15 protein-coding genes are annotated in these 18,028 nt (G+C 65.2%); 3 read left to right on the top strand and 12 right to left on the bottom strand.

Features of this window, described 5'->3' with window-relative positions; translation table 11 throughout:
• Window positions 1-19: 19 nt before the first annotated feature.
• Both GA0061099_RS01965 and GA0061099_RS01970 read right to left on the bottom strand, forming a co-directional pair.
• Complete coding sequence (locus GA0061099_RS01965; RefSeq protein WP_036025855.1) at window positions 20-1,450, bottom strand: aldehyde dehydrogenase family protein; 1,431 nt, start codon at window positions 1,448-1,450, stop codon at window positions 20-22.
• A gap of 249 nt (window positions 1,451-1,699) precedes the next feature.
• Window positions 1,700-4,063 (bottom strand): transketolase, encoded by a 2,364-nt coding sequence (locus tag GA0061099_RS01970; protein ID WP_036025856.1) that lies wholly within the window; start codon window positions 4,061-4,063, stop codon window positions 1,700-1,702.
• 131 nt (window positions 4,064-4,194) lie between these two features.
• Here GA0061099_RS01970 and GA0061099_RS01975 point away from each other — a divergent pair, with 131 nt between their 5' ends.
• The gene (locus tag GA0061099_RS01975) at window positions 4,195-4,656 is read left to right on the top strand and encodes an Lrp/AsnC family transcriptional regulator (protein WP_027571162.1); all 462 of its coding nucleotides are present in this window, start codon (window positions 4,195-4,197) and stop codon (window positions 4,654-4,656) included.
• 91 nt (window positions 4,657-4,747) lie between these two features.
• Window positions 4,748-5,668 carry a polyphosphate kinase 2 gene (gene ppk2, locus GA0061099_RS01980; protein WP_036025906.1) on the top strand — a complete coding sequence of 307 codons (921 nt, stop codon included), beginning with the start codon at window positions 4,748-4,750 and terminating at the stop codon, window positions 5,666-5,668.
• A 5-nt stretch (window positions 5,669-5,673) separates the two neighbouring features.
• On the opposite strand, the gene GA0061099_RS01985 is transcribed toward ppk2, so the two are convergent.
• The 8 genes from GA0061099_RS01985 to GA0061099_RS02020 all read right to left on the bottom strand — a co-directional run bounded on the left by GA0061099_RS01985 (window position 5,674) and on the right by GA0061099_RS02020 (window position 15,974).
• Window positions 5,674-6,753 (bottom strand): zinc-binding dehydrogenase, encoded by a 1,080-nt coding sequence (locus GA0061099_RS01985; protein ID WP_036025860.1) that lies wholly within the window; start codon window positions 6,751-6,753, stop codon window positions 5,674-5,676.
• A 56-nt stretch (window positions 6,754-6,809) separates the two neighbouring features.
• The gene (locus tag GA0061099_RS01990) at window positions 6,810-7,751 is read right to left on the bottom strand and encodes a DMT family transporter (protein ID WP_057027221.1); all 942 of its coding nucleotides are present in this window, start codon (window positions 7,749-7,751) and stop codon (window positions 6,810-6,812) included.
• A 187-nt stretch (window positions 7,752-7,938) separates the two neighbouring features.
• Window positions 7,939-8,778 (bottom strand): aldo/keto reductase, encoded by an 840-nt coding sequence (locus tag GA0061099_RS01995; protein WP_036025862.1) that lies wholly within the window; start codon window positions 8,776-8,778, stop codon window positions 7,939-7,941.
• Between the two features lie 200 nt (window positions 8,779-8,978).
• Window positions 8,979-9,875, bottom strand: coding sequence for an SMP-30/gluconolactonase/LRE family protein (locus tag GA0061099_RS02000; protein ID WP_074447508.1), 897 nt, complete (start codon window positions 9,873-9,875; stop codon window positions 8,979-8,981).
• 217 nt (window positions 9,876-10,092) lie between these two features.
• Complete coding sequence (locus tag GA0061099_RS02005) at window positions 10,093-12,795, bottom strand: nitrate reductase (protein ID WP_036025864.1); 2,703 nt, start codon at window positions 12,793-12,795, stop codon at window positions 10,093-10,095.
• A 1-nt stretch (window position 12,796) separates the two neighbouring features.
• On the bottom strand, window positions 12,797-14,014 hold the full coding sequence (locus GA0061099_RS02010; RefSeq protein ID WP_074447509.1) for an NAD(P)/FAD-dependent oxidoreductase: 1,218 nt from the start codon (window positions 14,012-14,014) through the stop codon (window positions 12,797-12,799).
• 10 nt (window positions 14,015-14,024) lie between these two features.
• Window positions 14,025-14,453, bottom strand: coding sequence for a globin family protein (locus GA0061099_RS02015; RefSeq protein ID WP_036004577.1), 429 nt, complete (start codon window positions 14,451-14,453; stop codon window positions 14,025-14,027).
• A gap of 129 nt (window positions 14,454-14,582) precedes the next feature.
• On the bottom strand, window positions 14,583-15,974 hold the full coding sequence (locus tag GA0061099_RS02020; protein WP_036025866.1) for an MFS transporter: 1,392 nt from the start codon (window positions 15,972-15,974) through the stop codon (window positions 14,583-14,585).
• A 96-nt stretch (window positions 15,975-16,070) separates the two neighbouring features.
• Between GA0061099_RS02020 and GA0061099_RS39720 the strand changes: the two genes are divergently transcribed.
• Window positions 16,071-16,304 carry a hypothetical protein gene (locus tag GA0061099_RS39720; RefSeq protein WP_141697547.1) on the top strand — a complete coding sequence of 78 codons (234 nt, stop codon included), beginning with the start codon at window positions 16,071-16,073 and terminating at the stop codon, window positions 16,302-16,304.
• A gap of 9 nt (window positions 16,305-16,313) precedes the next feature.
• Here GA0061099_RS39720 and GA0061099_RS02025 read toward each other — a convergent pair whose 3' ends face one another.
• Both GA0061099_RS02025 and ntrB read right to left on the bottom strand, forming a co-directional pair.
• The gene (locus tag GA0061099_RS02025) at window positions 16,314-17,108 is read right to left on the bottom strand and encodes an ABC transporter ATP-binding protein (protein ID WP_036004558.1); all 795 of its coding nucleotides are present in this window, start codon (window positions 17,106-17,108) and stop codon (window positions 16,314-16,316) included.
• Between the two features lie 11 nt (window positions 17,109-17,119).
• On the bottom strand, window positions 17,120-18,016 hold the full coding sequence (gene ntrB, locus GA0061099_RS02030; protein WP_074447510.1) for a nitrate ABC transporter permease: 897 nt from the start codon (window positions 18,014-18,016) through the stop codon (window positions 17,120-17,122).
• Window positions 18,017-18,028: the final 12 nt, after the last annotated feature.

Below are 18,028 nucleotides of genomic sequence, written 5' to 3' on the forward strand. Positions count from 1 at the left end.
TTTGTTCAGACGGAAGAACTTACGCCGCGTTGAAGCCGGCGACCGCCTTCACTTCGAGGAAGTCCTCGAGGCCGAACTTGCCCCACTCGCGGCCGTTACCGGACTGCTTGTAGCCGCCGAACGGCGCGGTGCGGTCGTTGGGCACGCCCTGCAGGTTGACGTTGCCGGCGCGGATCTGGCGGCCGACGCGCTTGGCGTCCTCGACCGTCGCACCCGTGACGTAGCCGGCGAGGCCATACGGCGTATCGTTGGCGATCTTGACCGCGTCGGCCTCGTCCTTGGCGCCGATGATGGTCAGCACCGGCCCGAAGATCTCTTCGCGCGCGATCGTCATGTCAGGCGTGACGTCGGCGAAGATGGTCGGACGGACATAGAAGCCCTTGTTGACGCCTTCGGGCAGGCCAGGACCGCCGGCGACGAGCGTTGCGCCCTCGTCGATGCCCTTCTTGATCAGGCCCTGGATCTTGTCCCACTGGCCGCGATTGACGACCGGGCCGATGGTGGTGCCTTCGGCGCGGGGATCGCCCGCCTTGGTCTTGTCGGCGACGGCCTTCGCGATCGCGGCGACTTCCTTCATCTTCGACAGCGGCACGATCATGCGCGAGGGCGCGTTGCAGGACTGGCCGGAATTGTTGAACATGTGCATCACGCCGCCGGTCACCGCCTTCGTGAGGTCGGCGCCTTCGAGGATGACGTTCGGCGACTTGCCGCCGAGTTCCTGGCTGACGCGCTTCACCGTGGGCGCGGCGCGCTTCGCGACGTCGATGCCGGCGCGGGTCGAGCCGGTGAAGGAGATCATGTCGATGTCGGGGTGCTCGCTCATGGCGGCGCCGACCTCGGGGCCGAGGCCGTTGACGAGGTTGAACACGCCCTTGGGCACGCCGGCTTCATGGAGGATTTCCGCGAAGATCAGCGCCGAGGTCGGCGTGAACTCGCTGGGCTTCAGGATCATGGTGCAGCCGGCGGCGAGCGCGGGCGCGACTTTGCAGGCGATCTGGTTCAGCGGCCAGTTCCAGGGCGTGATCATGCCGACCACGCCGATCGGCTCGCGCAGCACCATGGCGGTGCCGACCGGCTCCTCGAAATGATAGTTCTTGAGCACGTCGAGCGTGGTCATGAGATGGCCGAGGCCGGCGCCGGCCTGCAGCTTCTCCGCCATCGGCAGCGGTGCGCCCATCTCGTCGGAGACGGCGGCGCCGATCTCCTTGAGGCGGCCCTTATAGACCTCGATGACCTTGCTGAGCAGCGCGACGCGCTCCTCGCGGCTGGTCTGGGAGAAGGTCGCGAAAGCGCGCTTGGCGGCGGCAACCGCCTTGTCGACGTCGGCCTTGGAGCCGAGCGCAACCTCGTACATCGCCTCTTCCGTCGCCGGATTGATCACGGCGGTGGACTTCTTGACGGCGGGGTCGACCCAGGCGCCGTCGATGTAGAATTGCATGCGATTGACCATCGTTAACCTCTTCTTGGGGGCTTGGAGGGGGCGTTTCGGCAGGCATCCTTGCACGAAAGCGCCGGCAATTGAACCCGCCATATGCGGGGCCAGCGTTGCGGCGAGCGGAGGTTATATGAGCCGATGGCGGGAACGAGGCAAGGTGGACGACGGCGTCATTCCGGGGCGCGCATTAGCGCGAACCCGGAATCTCCAGATTCTGGGTTCGATGCTTCGCGTCGCCCCGGAATGACGAGGCAGTTACCTCCGCTACACCGCCATCTTCCGATGCAGCACCGGCGCGCCGGTGGTGAGGCTTTCGGCCGCATCGATGATGGCGTTGGCGTCGATGCCATAGTGCCGATAAAGGTCCGCGATGCTGCCGGTCTGGCCGAACTGCTCGACACCGAGCGCCTCGGCGCGATGGCCACGGACGCTGCCGAGCCAGCCGAGCGCAGACGGATGGCCGTCAATCACGGTCACGATGCCGCAGTCGCGCGGCAGCGGCGCGAGCAGCTTTTCGATGTGGCTGAGATGCTGCACGCCGCGGCGGTCGCGCCGCAATTTCCGCGCGGCGGTCCACCCCGAATGCAGACGGTCGGCCGAAGTGATCGCGAGCAGGCCGACGTCACGGCGGCTCTCGCCGATGAAGCCGGTCGCCTCGATCGCTTCGGGCGCGACCGCGCCGGTATAGGCGATCACGACCTCGGCATTCGGGCCCGGCTTGCGCAGCCAATAGGCGCCGTCGGTGATGCCCTGTCGCAGCTCCGGTGTCATGATCCGCTGCGCCTGCTCGATGGCGCGTGTGGAGAGGCGCAAATAGACCGAACCGCCCTCGCCCGGTTCGCGCTGCATGTGCTCGAAGCCGAAAGCCATGATCACGGCGAGCTCGTCGACGAAGGCCGGCTCGAACGAGGCCAGGCCGTCCTGCGCCATGCCGATCAAGGGCGTTGCGATCGACTGATGCGCGCCGCCTTCGGGCGCGAGCGTGATGCCGGACGGCGTCGCCGCCACCATGAAGCGCGCGTCCTGGTAGCAGGCGTAGTTCAGCGCATCGAGGCCGCGCTCGATGAAAGGATCGTAGAGCGTGCCGACCGGCAAGAGCCGCTCGCCGTTGATCTGGTGCGACAGGCCGAGCGCCGAGAGCATGATGAACAGGTTCATCTCGGCGATGCCGAGCTCCAGATGCTGGCCCTTTGGCGAAGCGTCCCAATTGTAGGTCGAGGGAATTTTCTCGCTGCGGAACAAGTCCGCCTTCTCGGCCCGCGCGAACAGGCCGCGGCGGTTGACCCAGGGGCCGAGATTGGTGGAGACGGTGACGTCCGGCGAGGTCGTGACGATGCGCCTGGCGAGCTCGCTGTCGCTGCGCGCGATCTCGTTCAGCACGAGGCCAAAGCCCTGCTGGGTCGACATCTGCGGCGACGGCTTGAAGGCGAGCTGTTGCGGCACCTCGACGACGGGCGCCGTGAGCCGGCGGCCATCCTGATTGAACGGCACCCGCGCGAGGAAGGCCTCGAGCTCGGCCGCATCCTGCGGCAGCCCTTCGAACTTGTCCCATTCGTGGCCCGGCCGGATGTTCTGGCTGTCGCGATATTTCTCCATCTGCGCGACCGTCATCAGGCCGGCGTGATTGTCCTTGTGGCCCTGGAAAGGCAAGCCGACGCCCTTGATCGTGTAGGCGATGAAGCAGACGGGGCGGTCGTGGTCGATGGAATCGAACGCCTCCAGCACGCTCGCCATGTCGAGGCCGCCAAGGTTCGACATCAGCGCCAGCAGCTCCTCGTCGCTGCGCTTGTCGATCAGCTTTGTAATCGGGCCCTGGTCGCCGATCTCGTCATGGAGGTGTTTTCGGAAGGCCGCGCCGCCCTGGAAGCACAGCGCCGCGTAGAGCGCATTCGGGCAATTGTCGATCCACGTCTTCAGCGCCTCGCCGCCGGGCTCGGCGAAGGCCTCGCGCATCAGGCGGCCGTATTTCACGATGACGACGTCCCAGCCGAAATTGCGGAACATGGTCTCGAACTTTTCCCAAAGACCTTCGCGCACAACGGCATCGAGCGACTGCCTGTTATAGTCGACCACCCACCAGGTGTTGCGCAGGCCGTGCTTCCAGCCCTCCGCGAGCGCCTCGAAGATGTTGCCTTCGTCCATCTCGGCGTCGCCGACGAGCGCGATCATCCGCCCCTCGCGGCGATCCTTCATCCAGCCATGCGCCTTGACGTAATCCTGCACCAGCGAAGAGAACAGCGTCTGCGCGACGCCGAGGCCGACCGAGCCGGTGGAGAAGTCGACGTCGTCGACGTCCTTGGTGCGCGAGGGATAGGACTGCGCGCCCTTGAAGCCGCGAAAGTTCTCCAGCTTCTCGCGGCTCTGCCGGCCAAACAAATACTGGATGGCGTGGAACACCGGGCTCGCATGCGGCTTCACCGCGACGCGATCTTCCGGCCTCAGCACGTGGAAGTACAGCGCCGACATGATGGTGGCGAGCGAGGCGGACGAGGCCTGGTGGCCGCCGACCTTGAGGCCATCCGCATTGGAGCGGATGTGATTGGCGTGGTGGATGGTCCAGGACGACAGCCACAGCGCCTTGCGGCTGAGGGCGGTCAGGATGTCAAGACGGGCGGGGTCAACGGGCATGGCGATGCTCCGGGAAATATGCACCGATCATACGCCTGCGCGGTGCGTCAAACTTCTCAATTTTTCGCGCCATCCCCGCCGATATTGGGATACTTTACCAACGTAGCGGACAAAATGCAGGTTTCATCCCAATGCCCGAGCTCGACGCCATCGACCGCAAGATCCTCAGCCACCTTCAGAACGACAGCCGCCTGACCATGCAGGAGCTCGCCGACAAGGTCGGGCTCTCGGTCTCTCCCTGCCATCGCCGGGTCAAGCTCCTGGAGGAGCGCGGCGTCATCTCGCGCTATGTCGCGACCGTCGACCAGAAGGCGCTGGGACTGCATGTCAGCGTGTTCATCTCGATCAAGCTGGCACGGCAGAAGGAGGAGGATCTCAACCGCTTTGCCCGCGCCATCTCGAAATGGGACGAGGTGCTGGAATGCTATCTGATGACCGGGAACCGCGATTATCTGCTCCGCGTCGTCGCCGCCGACCTCGCCTCCTACGAGACGTTCCTGAAGACCAAGCTGACCCGGCTCGACGGCATTGCCTCGATCGAATCGAGCTTTGCGCTGAGCCAAGTGAAATATTCGATCGCGCTGCCGGTGTAACCAAGCGTCCGCCGGATTGCATGTTGTCACATGGGCGCAACAAACCCCGCCGATGGTCGTTGTGCTGGTATCCGAGCCGAGAGAAGAGCCCATGACCGCAGCCGATCGCAAATCCGAGATCTCCAAGCGCGAGCGCATCATCCAGGAAATGGCCGACGATCTCGACGAGGAACTCGAGATGGAGATGGATGATACCCGTCTCGACGAGCTCCTCGACGAGACCGGAACCCTGAGGCCGATGGTCGATCGCAGGCTCTATTTCCGGGAACTGCTTCGCCTCCAGGGCGAGTTGATCAAGCTCCAGGACTGGGTGCAGAGCGAGAGGAAGAAGGTCGTGGTGCTGTTCGAGGGCCGCGACGCCGCCGGCAAGGGCGGCGTGATCAAGCGCATCACGCAACGGCTCAATCCGCGTATCTGCCGCGTCGCGGCGCTCCCCGCGCCGAACGAGCGCGAGCGTACGCAATGGTATTTCCAGCGCTACGTCGCGCACCTGCCGGCCGGCGGCGAGATCGTGCTATTCGACCGAAGCTGGTACAACCGCGCCGGCGTCGAGCGCGTGATGGGCTTCTGCTCGGAGGCGGAGTACCAGGAGTTCTTCAAGACCGTGCCGGAATTCGAGCGCATGCTGATCCGATCCGGCATCATCCTGGTCAAGTACTGGTTTTCGATTACCGACGACGAGCAGCAATTCCGCTTCACCATGCGCATCAAGGATCCCCTGAAGCAGTGGAAGCTGAGCCCGATGGACGTCGAGTCCCGCAGTCGCTGGGAGGCGTACACCAAGGCCAAGGAGACGATGCTGGAGCACACGCATCTGCCGGATAGCCCGTGGTGGATCGTCGATGCCGTGGACAAGAAGCGCGCCCGGCTCAACTGCATCGCACACCTATTGACTCAGATCCCGTACCAGGAGGTCGTGCGGGCTCCGGTAACGCTGCCGCCGCGCGTGCGACATCCCGACTATCAGCGAGGCCCGGTCCCGCCAGAGATGTACGTGCCGGCGAAATACTGACACTCCTACCGCCACGGCTGCACGATGATCTTGGTGTGGGCTTCGGGGTTGGCGAGATCGGCAAAGGCCTTGGCGACGCCGTCGAGGCCGACTTCGGCGGTGACCATCGCGGCCGCGTCCACCTGCCCTTCGGCGATCAGGCGCAGCGACGCAGCAAACTCCTCCGGGGTGTAGCCGAGCACGTATTGGACGTTGAGCTCCTTCATGATGCCGAGCATGGGCTCGCTTCTGTCGCTCTCCATGCAGACGCCGACCACGACGATGCGCGCATCGCGCGGGGCACCCTCGAACACCTGTTGCAACAGGCCGGGCACGCCGACGCATTCGAAGATGATCGCGGGCTTTAGCGCGGGCAGCATGGCCTGGAACGGCGGCCGCGCCGCCTTCTCGGCCTCCGACATCTGCGCGTGCTCGGCCCAGGTCGCGTAAGGCTGCGACGTGCGGGGATCGACGACGATGTCGGCACCGAGTTTTGCGGCGAGCGCACGCCGCGCCGGCGAATAGTCGGCCGCGACGATCGGATGCAGCCGTTTGAGCTTCAGCGCGGCGATCACCGCGAGTCCGACCGGGCCGCAGCCGATCACGAGCGGCACCTCGCCGCCACGGATATTGGCTTTGGCGACCGCATGAACCCCGACGGCGAGCGGCTCGGTGAGCGCGGCATGCTCCGGCGCGAGGCCATTGGGTACTTCGAGCAGCAGCGCTTCGCTCAGCAGCATCGCCTCGGCATAGCCGCCGACATTGTCGTTGGAGTAGCCGATCCCTTCGATGCCCTGCGGCGTCACCAGCGCGGGAAGCGAGCAGACCTGGGTTCCCGGCTTCAGCTTGCGCGATGTGCCGGGGCCGTAATCGACGATCTCGCAGCAGAATTCGTGGCCGAACACGACGTCGCGGCTGAGGTCCATCGGCTTGCGCCCGGTCTTCCGCGCCATCTCCACCATGCGATGGGCGTGCTGGCGCGCGTGCAGGTCGGAGCCGCAGATGCCGCAGGCGAGCGTCTTGACCAGAACCTGGCCGGGGCCCGGCGTCGGCTCGGCCATCCGGCCAACGACAATCTCACCGTTCCTGAAAATCGCGGCGCGCATCCGGCTCCTCCCCTTTGGAGCGAGTGATAGCACGAAGCAGGACGTGCAAACTTGCGTCAGGGGTTCGGGGACCGCTCTTCCAGCACCAGCAGCTGGGCGCGGCGCACCCGCTCGCGATGGGCGATATAAAGACCGCTGGCGACGATGAAGGCAGCGCCGACGACCGTCCAGATATCCGGGACCTCGCCGAAGATGAAGAAGCCCAGAATGCTGACCCAGAGCAACTGCGTATAGGAGAACGGCGCCAGCACCGAGGCATCGCCGTAGCGATAGGCCAGCACGATGATCCACTGGCCCACGGTCGAGGCGACGCCGATCACGATGCCCAGCCCGATCGCGGTCCAGCTCGGCGTGACCCAGACGAACGGCACCATGACGCTGAGGATCGCAACGCCGGTCAGCGCGGAATAGGCCATGGTGGTGAGCACCGCTTCGCGACCGCTCATCATCCGCGTCAGGATCAGCGCGGCGGCCCAGCAGAACGCCGAGATGATCGGGAAGAATGCGGCGGCATGGAACGCGCTCGTGCCGGGCCTCAGGATGATCAGAACGCCCGTCAAGCCGATCGCGGTCGCGATCCAGCGCCGCATGCCGACCTTCTCGCTCAGGAAGATGATCGACAGTGCGGTGACGAATAGCGGCGAGACGAAGCCGGTGGCGGAGGCTTCGGCGATGGGCAGAAATGCAAGGCCGGTGATGAAGAACAGCGACGAGCCGAGCAGTGCGGCGCCGCGCATCAATTGCAGACCGAGCCGCTCGGTGCGCATCGCATGCAGTGGCGAGCCCGGCAGCATCACGGGCGTGAATAGCAGCGCGAACGTGACGAAGCGGATCCAGGTGATCTCGATCGAAGGCAGGCTGGTCGACAGATATTTCGCGGTGACGTCGGAGCAGCCGAGGAAGATCGTCGAGAGCAACACCAGCGCAATGCCCTTGAAGGGATGATCGACGCGCGCAGGCGCGCGGCGAGCCTGCTGCTTCTTCTCCGGAACGGGCATGGGAATACTGTCGAGCCTTGCGGCTGCGGCGGGCGGCGGTGTCACGGCTGGAACCCGGGCAAAATGCGAATCGAGAACAGCCGTAAAAAACGACATCTGCTCCGCATTCACAACTTCCGAAAACAGGATGCCGATATGCGCGAGCCGCCGCGCGCGTCAATGCTCCGTTAATCTTGCCCGTTGTGCACTACAGCATGGGCAGGCCGCGCGGCTTCGGCCCGCGCGGAAACACCGCGTCGAGCGCCGCAATCTCGTCCTTCGTCAGCACGAGGTCGCCTGCTGCCGCATTCTCGCCGGCATGTTCCGCAGACGAGGCCTTCGGAATGGCGAACACCGTAGTCGCACGGGTGAGAAAGCTCAGCGCAACTTGGCGCGGCGTCGCACGTCGCGCCTCCGCGATGCGCGCCAGCACGGCGCCGCCCTTGCTGCTGCCTGCGGGGAAATCGTCGTGGCCGAAAGGGGAGTAGGCAACGACGGCAACATTATGCCGTTCACACCACGGGATCACCGCATGCTCGATCGCGCGTTCTTTCAGGTGGTAGAGCACCTGGTTGCAGGCGATCCGCCCCTCGCCGGAGACGTCGAGAATCTCATCGAGATCGTCGGCATCGAAATTGGAGACGCCCCAGGACTTGATCTTGCCTGATTGCACCAGCTCCTCGAACGCAGCGACGGTGTCCTGCAGCGGATAGGAGCCGCGCCAGTGCAACAGATAACAGTCGAGCCGGTCGGTCTTCAGCCGCTTCAGCGAGCGCTCGCAGGCGGTGATGGTGCCGCGGCGCGAGGCGTTGCTGGGCAGCACTTTCGAAACGAGGAACACTTCATCGCGCCGGCCTGCGATCGCATCCGCAATGACGAGCTCGGCATCGCCGTACATCTCGGCGGTGTCGATGTGGGTCATGCCAAGATCGAGCCCGCGCTGCAGCGCCGCGATCGCGCGCTTGCGGTCGCCGTGGTCGAGATACCAGGTGCCCTGCCCGATGACGGAGACGCTGGCGCCGATCTTGCCGAAGGGTTTCTTGTTCATGGTCGCTCCGATCTCCGCTGTTATTTTTCCCTCTCCCCGTTCTTACGGGGCCGCGACGAGCTTCGCTCGCGCTGAGAGGGTCGGGGTGAGGGGCTGCTTCCGCAAACTCGACAGCAAAGAGACTCGCGGAGGCCCCCCTCACCCGCCGCGCTTTGCGCGTCGGCCTCTCCCCGCAAGCGGGGAGAGGCGAAGAGTCCGCGCTACAATCCCCCGATATCCGCCACCAGCACGCTGCCGGTCGCGGACTCCGTGATATAGAGCCGATCCTTGTTTTCGCCACCGATCGCGACATTGGTGCAGTTCGGTCCCGCGCACGATTTGATGCGCGCGATCAGTTCCCCGTTCGGCGCGAACACGAAGACGTGGCCGAGCGAGGGGTGGCCGACGAACAGGCGGCCCTTGGCATCCATGGTCAAGCCGTCGGGGCCGCTGGTGCCGAACAGCGAGCAGAAGCGGCCGACCTTGGACACGCTGCCGTCCTTCATGAACGGCAGCCGCCACACCGCGTTGTCGCGCGTCATCGCAACGAACAGCACGGTTTCGGTTGGGTCGAGCACCAGGCCGTTCGGACTGATGCCGGTGTCGAGCAGGCAGTCGAGCCGGCCGTTCGATGCCAGCCGATAAACCCGCCCGCTCGGATCATGCAGCCCGGTCTGGCCCTGATCGGTGAAGTAGATATCGCCGTTGGAGGCGAGATGCAGATCGTTGCAGCCGCGGAACGATTCCGAATTGCGCCCGGTCAGGACCGGCTTGACGCGGCCGGCTGCGGCATCGAGCTCCATGATGCCATGCCTGTAGTCGGCGACCAGGATGCGTCCGTCGGCTGCGATCTTCAGCCCGTTCGGCCAGCCCTCATATTCGATCACGAGCGACCATTCGCCGTCGGGCGCAATCCGGAAGATGCGGCCGAACGGAATGTCGACGATATAGAGATTACCGTCCTTGTCGAATGACGGCCCCTCGATGAAGCTCTCGGTCGGTATGTTCGGCCGGTTGGCGTCGGCCCAATCGGTTCGCACGCCCTTGCGGCGAAACTTGTCGGGCATGGCGGTGAACAGCCTGGTCTCGATCAGGCGCGGCGGCGTTTCCAGGTACATCATGGTTGTTGTGGATGTTGAAAGGAGCGCGGCACCATACGGCACATTAGCCGGCGCGTCGATTGGGGTGGTCCACATTGCAATGGTGCGGGCGCTGCGTAGGGTGGGTTAGCCCCGGGGGCTGCGCGAAGCGCAGTCCCTTGGCGTAACCCACCTCTTTCGCTTCCGCATTGACGAAGAGTGGTGGGTTACGCTGCGCTAACCCACCCTACGAGACCTATCCCGCCGCGCTCGCGACCTTCGCCTGCTGTGCAGGCACTTCCGTCATCGCAATCAGGCGTTTCAGCTCGGGGATGCAGGAGCCGCAATTGGTGCCGGCCTTGAGCTTGGCGCCGATGTCGGCGGCGGTGCGCGCGCCGCTGGCGATGCTGTCGCAGATGGTGCCGCGGCCGACGCCGAAGCAGGCGCAGACGATGGGGCCGGTCGAGGCCGCGCCTTCGCTTGACCTGCCCGACAGCAGCATGCGGCGCTGCTCGTCGCTGACCTGATCGGCCGCGAACAGACTCTTCACCACCTCCCAGTCGCCGGCATCATGCGCGGGGCCGACGAACAGGCAGGTCTCGATGCGATCGCCTACGAACGAAGCTGCGCGAAAAACCCCGCCGCCGAAATCGCGATATTCGGCAACGTCCTCGCCGGCGACGCTCTCGAGCCAGGCGGGCCAGCGGGCGAGATCCGCGTTGTCGGCGAAAAGATAGCCGAAGCCGCCGCTGACGGTCACGCGCGTCCACAACAGGTTCTGCGGCAGATCGAGCGGCTTGCGCGACAATGCAAAGCCGCGGAAGACAAATTCGTAAGGCGCGATCGCGGCCGGCGTCGCCTTGGCTTCCGGCTGCCCCGAGAACGGATCGGTGAACGGTGCGACCATCGCCCCGACGCGGCCGTGCGAGGCGTTCATCGCGCTCCAGTGGATCGGCACGAACAGCGTGCCGCGCTGCTGCCACTCGCTGACGACGACTTTCAGGATGCACTGGCCGTAATCGGTGGTGATGCGGGCATAGCCGTCATGGACGATGCCGTATTTGCCGGCGTCGTCGGGATGGATCTCGACGAAAGGCTCGGGCAGATGCGCGCCCAGGCGCTGGCTCAGGCCGGTGCGCGTCATGGTGTGCCACTGGTCGCGGATGCGCCCGGTGTTCAGCCTTAAGGGGCGCGACGGACCGGTCTCGCCGCGCAGCGCCGGCACCTCCGGCGCAACGAAGCGGCCCTTGCCGTCATTGGTGAAGAAGCCGCCAGCAGCGAAGAAGCGCTCGCCGGGCACCCCGCCTTCGCGCGCCGGCCATTGCACCGGCTTCAAACCATCGAAGGCTTCGTCCGACAGCGAGGTCAGCGCGCCGATGTCGAAATCGCGGCTGCCATTGTTCTCGAATGCCGAGAGCGCGGCATGCTCTCGGAAGATATCGGCGGCCGATTTGTAGTTGAAGCTGTCGCCGAAGCCGAGGCGCTTTGCGGTCTCACTCAGGATCCACCAGTCGGGACGCGCTTCCCCCGGCGCCGGCAGGAACGCGCGCTGGCGCGAGATGCGCCGCTCCGAATTGGTCACCGTGCCCGACTTCTCGCCCCAGGCCAGCGCCGGCAGGAGCACGTGCGGGCCGGCCGCGACGGTGTCGTTGGAGAGCACGTTCTCGGACACCACGAACAGCTCGAGCTTCTTCAGGGCATCGCGCACCATGTCGGCATCGGGCAGCGACACCGCGGGGTTGGTGCCCATCACCCAGAGCGCCTTGACCTCGCCGCGGTTGATCGCCTCGAACAGCTGCACCGCTTTCAGCCCCTCATGGGTGGCGATGCGCGGCGCCTTCCAGAACCGTCTGACGCGATCGATGTCGGGCGGCGTGAAGCCCATATGGGCGGCGAGCATGTTGGCGAGGCCGCCGACCTCGCGGCCGCCCATCGCGTTGGGCTGGCCGGTCAGCGAGAACGGCGAGGCGCCCGGCTTGCCGATGCGCCCCGTGGCGAGATGGCAGTTCAGGATGGCGTTGACCTTGTCGGTGCCCTGCGCCGACTGGTTGACCCCTTGCGAATAGAGCGTGACGACCTTCTCGGTGTCGCGGAACATCCGGAAGAAGGCGGCAACGTCCTGTTCGGAGAGGCCCGTGGCGAGCGCGGTCGCGGTGACGCTGCCGGCGATGCTGCGCGCGCGCGCCAGCGCATCATCGAAGCCAGACGTGTTCTGCGCGATGTAATCCTGGTCCAGCACGCCATTGTCGGCGAGATGCACGAACAGGCCGGAGAACAGCGCGGTGTCGGTGCCGGGCTTGAGGCCGAGGAACAGGTCGACATCGCTGGCGGTATCGGTGCGGCGCGGATCGATCACGATCATGCGGGCGCCGCGCTCCTGCCTGTTCTTCAGCATGCGCTGGAACAGCACCGGATGGCACCAGGCCGCGTTCGAGCCGACGAAGACGAGCAGATCGGCCTGGTCGAGATCCTTATAACAGCCGGGCACCGTGTCGGCGCCAAAAGCGCGGCGATGGCCCGCAACCGAGGACGACATGCAGAGCCGGGAATTAGTGTCGACATTGGCGGTGCCGACAAACCCCTTCATCAGCTTGTTGGCGACGTAATAGTCTTCGGTGAGGAGCTGGCCGGAGAGATAGAACGCGACCGCGTTGGCGCCATCGCGCGCCACGATGTGCTGCATGCGGTGGGCGACGTGGTCCAGCGCATCGCTCCAGGCGACCCGCTCGAGCACGCCCTTGCAGCGGATCATCGGATAGAGCAGCCGCCCTTCCAGCCCGACGGTCTCGCCGAGCGCGGAGCCCTTTGAGCACAGGCGGCCAAAATTGGCGGGATGATCGGGGTCGCCCGCGATCGCCGCGCCGCCCTTGCCGTCGGGCGTCGCCAGGACGCCGCAGCCGACGCCGCAATAGGGACAGGTGGTCTTGGTGGTGCGGAGATTTGGATCGATCGCCGTCATATCACGCCGCTTTCGAAGGCTGCGCCAGCGCGCGGCCGAACATCATGTCGGTGCGGATCGAAGCGACCTTGTCGCGATTGCGGATCAGCTCGAGGTACCAGAGCGCATCGATCGTATCGCCGATCAGCACCGCCCCGGTGAGCCGACCGTCGGCGATGACGAGCTTCTTGTAAGTGCCGCGCCTGCGATCCGACAGCACGAGGCTCTCGCTGCCCTCCCCGCCCATGAAGTCGCCAGCGGAGAACACGCTGACGCCGGAGACCTTCAGATTGGTCGAGACCACGCTGCCCTGATAGGCGGCGGGCCGGCCGGCCAGATGCCGCGCCAGCACGCGCGCCTGCTCGTAGGCGGGCTCGACCAAGCCATAGCAGGTGCCGCGATGCTCGGCGCATTCGCCGAGCGCAAAGATGTCGGACGCGGAGGTCTGCATCACGTCGTTGACGACGACGCCGCGGTTGACCGCGATCCCCGCCTCTTTCGCCAGCGCGACGTTCGGCTTGATGCCGGCGGCGAAGATCACCGCATCGGCCTCGATGCGGCTGCCATCGGCGAGCTCGACGGCCTGGACGTGGCCCTCGCCGTGGATGCGGGCCGTCGCGGCATTGAGCATGACGCGGATACCCTTGCGCTCGACCAGCGTCTTGAGCAGGTCGGCCGCGGGCGCGTCGAGCTGACGCTCCATCAGCCGATCCATCAGATGCAGCAGCGTCACGGGCGCGCCGGCCTTGGCGAGACCGTAGGCCGCTTCCAGCCCGAGCAGGCCGCCGCCGACCACGACGACGCGCTTCCTAGCCGCGGCCAGTGTCAGCAGCAGGTCGACGTCGCGGGTGTCGCGAAACGTGTGCACGCCGGCAAGATCGGCGCCTGGCACGTTGAGCCGCAGCGGCGTCGATCCCGTGGCGAGCACGAGCTTGGAATATTCCATGCTCTCCTCGCCCGCGATCTTGAGCTCACGGCGGCCGACATCGATCTCGCTGACGCGATAGCCGTAGCGCACCGTGACGCCGCGGTCTCGCCACCAACCGGCCGGCCGCAGCTCGATCTCGTGCGAGCCGGTCTCGCCCGCCAGCACGGAGGAGAGGAGCACGCGATTGTAAGCGAGCCGCGGCTCTTCGCCGATCACGGCGACCGCATAGCGGCCGAGCGCGGTCTTGGCGAGCTCGTCGACCAGACGCGCGGCCGCCATACCGTTGCCGACGATGACCAGCGGTTCACTCACAACGCATCTCCTATTCGGCGGCCTGCGCTTGCGCGCCGTAGGCCTCGGACATCATGTAGCCGGACAGCACGCCATAGGCGTCGGTCCAGGCTGCGGCGAGTTCGGGCGTCCAGGCTTCGCCAAGGCCCTTCTCGAGGGTCCACAGCAAGGTCGCGCCGACCACGGGGTAGTGCTCGGCCTTGGCGCCATAGTCGACGTGACGCTTGGCGAGCGCGGAGGCCGCGGGAAGAATCGATTCCAGGTTCGACAGGCCGCCGACCACGGCGGCGAGCATGCCCATCAGCTTCTTGCGCTGCTCGGTCATGTCCTCGGGAAACATCGCGCGCACGGACGGCGCCACCTCGAACAGTCGGTCGTAGAACAGCACCGCGGCGGCTTCCGAAATCGGGGCGACCTTGGCGAAGCTCTGCTGAATGAGAGTAATCTGCTCGGGCGTCATGATGTTCTCCTGTCTGTTTCGGTCTGCCTTCGTCCGCGCCATTGCGGACAAAGTTCATGGATCAAACGTCATCAGAGAGACTTCTCCCCGCGTACGGGGAGAAGCGACATTCGTGCCAGTTTGTCGTGCTCACACACGCGCCTCGGCGAGGCTTGGCGCGCCTTCGCCCTGCGGGCTGCGACGCAGGTAGAACCACCAGGTCAGAGCGAGGCAGGAGGCGTAGAAGGCGAGATAGACCACGAGCGCGAGCTGCGGCCCGCCGGTCATGGCGATCGACTTGCCGAAGCCGCTCGGGATCAGATAGCCGCCGACGGCACCGACCGCGCCGATGAAGCCGACCGCCGCGCCGCTCTCGATGCTCGCGGTCTTCAGGGCAGCGCTGCGTGCCGCATCGCCCTTGCCGCGCACCTTGAACAGGTTCTCCTCGCGGAAGATCGAGGGGATCATGCGGTAGGTCGAGCCGTTGCCGATGCCCGTCGTCACGAACAGGATCAGGAACATCGACAGGAAGCCGATGAAATCCTTGTGCCCCACGAAGTAGAGCGCGCCGACCGTGGCGCCCGCCATCACGATGAAATTCCAGAACGTGATGATGGAGCCGCCGACCCGGTCTGCGAGCCAACCGCCGAGCGGACGCGACAGCGAGCCGACCAGGGGGCCGAGGAAGGCGATCGAGATCGTCACGGTGGGGAACTGCGTCTTGAGCAGCAGCGGAAACGCCGCCGAATAGCCGATGAAGGACCCGAACGTGCCGATATAAAGATACGCCATGATCCAGGTGTGCTTGCGCTTGACGATCGCGAGCTGGTTCTTCACCGACGATTTCGCCGTGGTGAGGTTGTTCATGAAGAACACCGCGCCGAACACCGCGATTGCGATCGGCAGCACCCACATTAGGCCGGCATTCTGCAGGAAGATGCCGTCGACGGGCGTCGCCTGATACAGGTTGAAGACGGCGAGCGTCATCAGGATCGGGGTCAGGAGCTGCACGCTGGAGACACCGATATTGCCGCCGGCCGCGTTGAGGCCGAGCGCCCATCCCTTCATCCGGTCGGGAAAGAAGAAGGAGATGTTGGTCATGCTGGAGGCGAAATTGCCGCCGCCGAGACCCGCGGTCGAGGCGACCAGCAGCATGAGCCAGAACGGCGTGTCGGGCTGGCTGACGAAATAGGCGAGCGACAAGGTCGGGATGAACAGGATCGCCGCGCTGAAGATGGTCCAGTTGCGGCCGCCGAACGTCGTCACCGCGAAAGTGTAGGGAAAGCGCATGAAGGCGCCGATCAGGCCCGGCACGGCGACGAGCTGGAACAGCTGGTCGGTGGTGTAGTGGAAGCCGGCCTGCGGCAGCTTGGTGGTGACGATGCTCCAGATCAACCAGACCGAGAAGCCGATATGTTCGGCGACGATGGACCAGATCAGATTGCGCCGCGCGATCGACTTGCCGGTATTGTTCCAGAACGCCTCATCCTCGGGGCGCCAGTCTGAAATCCAGCTGGAGTTCAGGGTCGGATTCTTCGTCATTGCGTATCCCTTCCAGGCTCACCGCTGCGTCGTTGCAGGCTCTGCCTCCGGTCACGGAGGCGCGCTCCGAGGCTTCACCCCGGTGGCGAGATCACGATGCTGATTGATGATGTTGAGGGACGTCGTCGTTGGCGTCGCGCAAAGACGTTTCAATTTCCGTGCCAGTTGCGCGCATACGGGAAACACAGGGATTTCAGGATGTTATTCGTATTGCCCGAATTGTTTGCAGGGCTTTTCCGCACGCAAAATTTGCGTTTCGCTCAATCCCTGTGCGACGCACAAGGATTGAGCTTGATGTCGATTAATTGGGCGCGGGCAGATCTCGCGTGAACGCGTGACTTACGCGGCTTCGACGAAGCGATGACGCTCGTAGAGGAATTCGAGCACGCGCTGGCGACACTTCAGATATGTGGCGTTGGTCGCGAGGTCGAGCCGCTTGCGCGGCCGCGCCAGCGGCACTTCCAGCACCTCGCCGATGCGCGCGCTCGGTCCGTTGGTCATCATCACGATGCGGTCGGACAACAGCACGGCCTCATCGACGTCGTGGGTGATCATCAGGATGGTGTTGCCGAGCTTCTGATGCAGCGCCATCACCGAGTCCTGCAAGTGGGCGCGGGTCAGCGCGTCGAGCGCGCCGAACGGCTCGTCGAGCAGCAGCACCTTCGGCTCCATGGCCAGCGCCCGCGCGATGCCGACGCGCTGCTTCATGCCGCCGGAGATCTCCGATGGACGCTTGTCCCTGGCATGGGCCATCTGCACGAGGTTGAGATTGTGCATCACCCAGGCGTCGCGCTCGGCACGGGACTTGGTCTTGGCGAAGACCTTGTCGACGCCAAGCCTGACGTTTTCGTAGACGGTCAGCCACGGCAGCAGGCTGTGGTTCTGGAACACCACGGCACGATCGGGCCCTGGCGAGTTCACCTCGCGGTTTTCCAGCAGCACGCCCCCCATCGTGGCGCCGGTCAGCCCTGCGATGATGTTGAGCAGGGTCGACTTGCCGCAGCCGGAATGGCCGATGATCGAGACGTATTCGCCTTTCTCGATCGTCAGATTGATGTCCTTGAGCACCTCCGTGGTGGCGGTGCCGCGGGTGAAGACCTTGTCGATGTGGTCGAGTTTCAGGTAGGCGGTCATGTCCCCTCTCCTCAGTTCTGCGCCGTGCCGCGGGTGACGACCTTGCCGAGCCCCGCGATCAGGCGGTCAAGCACGAAGCCGATGATGCCGACATAGAACAGCGCCAGGATGATCTCGCTGATATGCGAGGAGTTCCAGGCGTCCCAGATGAAGAAGCCGATGCCGACGCCGCCGATCAGCATTTCGGCGGCGACGATCGCGAGCCACGACAGGCCGATGCCGATGCGCAGGCCCGTGAAGATGTAGGGCGCCGCCGCCGGGATCATGATCTTGGCGAAGAATTCCAGCGGATTGAGCTGCACCACCGCGGCGACGTTGCGATAGTCCTGCGGGATGTTGCGGATGCCGACCGCGGTGTTGATGATGATCGGCCAGATCGAGGTGATGAAGATGACGAAGATCGCGCTAGGCTGGCCGTCGCGGAAGGCCGCGAGCGAGAGCGGCAGCCAAGCCAGCGGCGGAATCGTGCGCAGCACCTGGAACAGCGGATCGAGCCCGCGCATCGCCCAGACCGACTGCCCGACCAGCACGCCGAGCGCGATGCCGGCGATGGCCGAGAGCGAATAGCCGAAGGCGACGCGCTGGAGACTGGCGGACAGATGCCAGAACAGGCCCTTGTCGATGCCGCCACGGTCGAAGAACGGATCGAAGATCAGCTCCTTGGTATCCGCAAACACTTTTGAGGGCGGCGGCAGCGCCGAGCCGGCTCTGCGGCAGACCAGCTCCCACACCAGCGTCAGCAGAGCGATCACGACCAGCGGCGGGATCACGCGCACGGCGGTCTCGCGTGCCATGCGTGCGTAAGCCTCAGTACGCGGGGGACGCTTCGGCGTCAGCGTGACGACCGGCGCAATCGTTGCAGCAGGCGTCGCGGTCTCAACCTCGATCTTCGTGGCAGTCATGTTCATCGCTATCTCTCT

The organism is Bradyrhizobium yuanmingense, assembly GCF_900094575.1.
Classification (GTDB): domain Bacteria; phylum Pseudomonadota; class Alphaproteobacteria; order Rhizobiales; family Xanthobacteraceae; genus Bradyrhizobium; species Bradyrhizobium yuanmingense.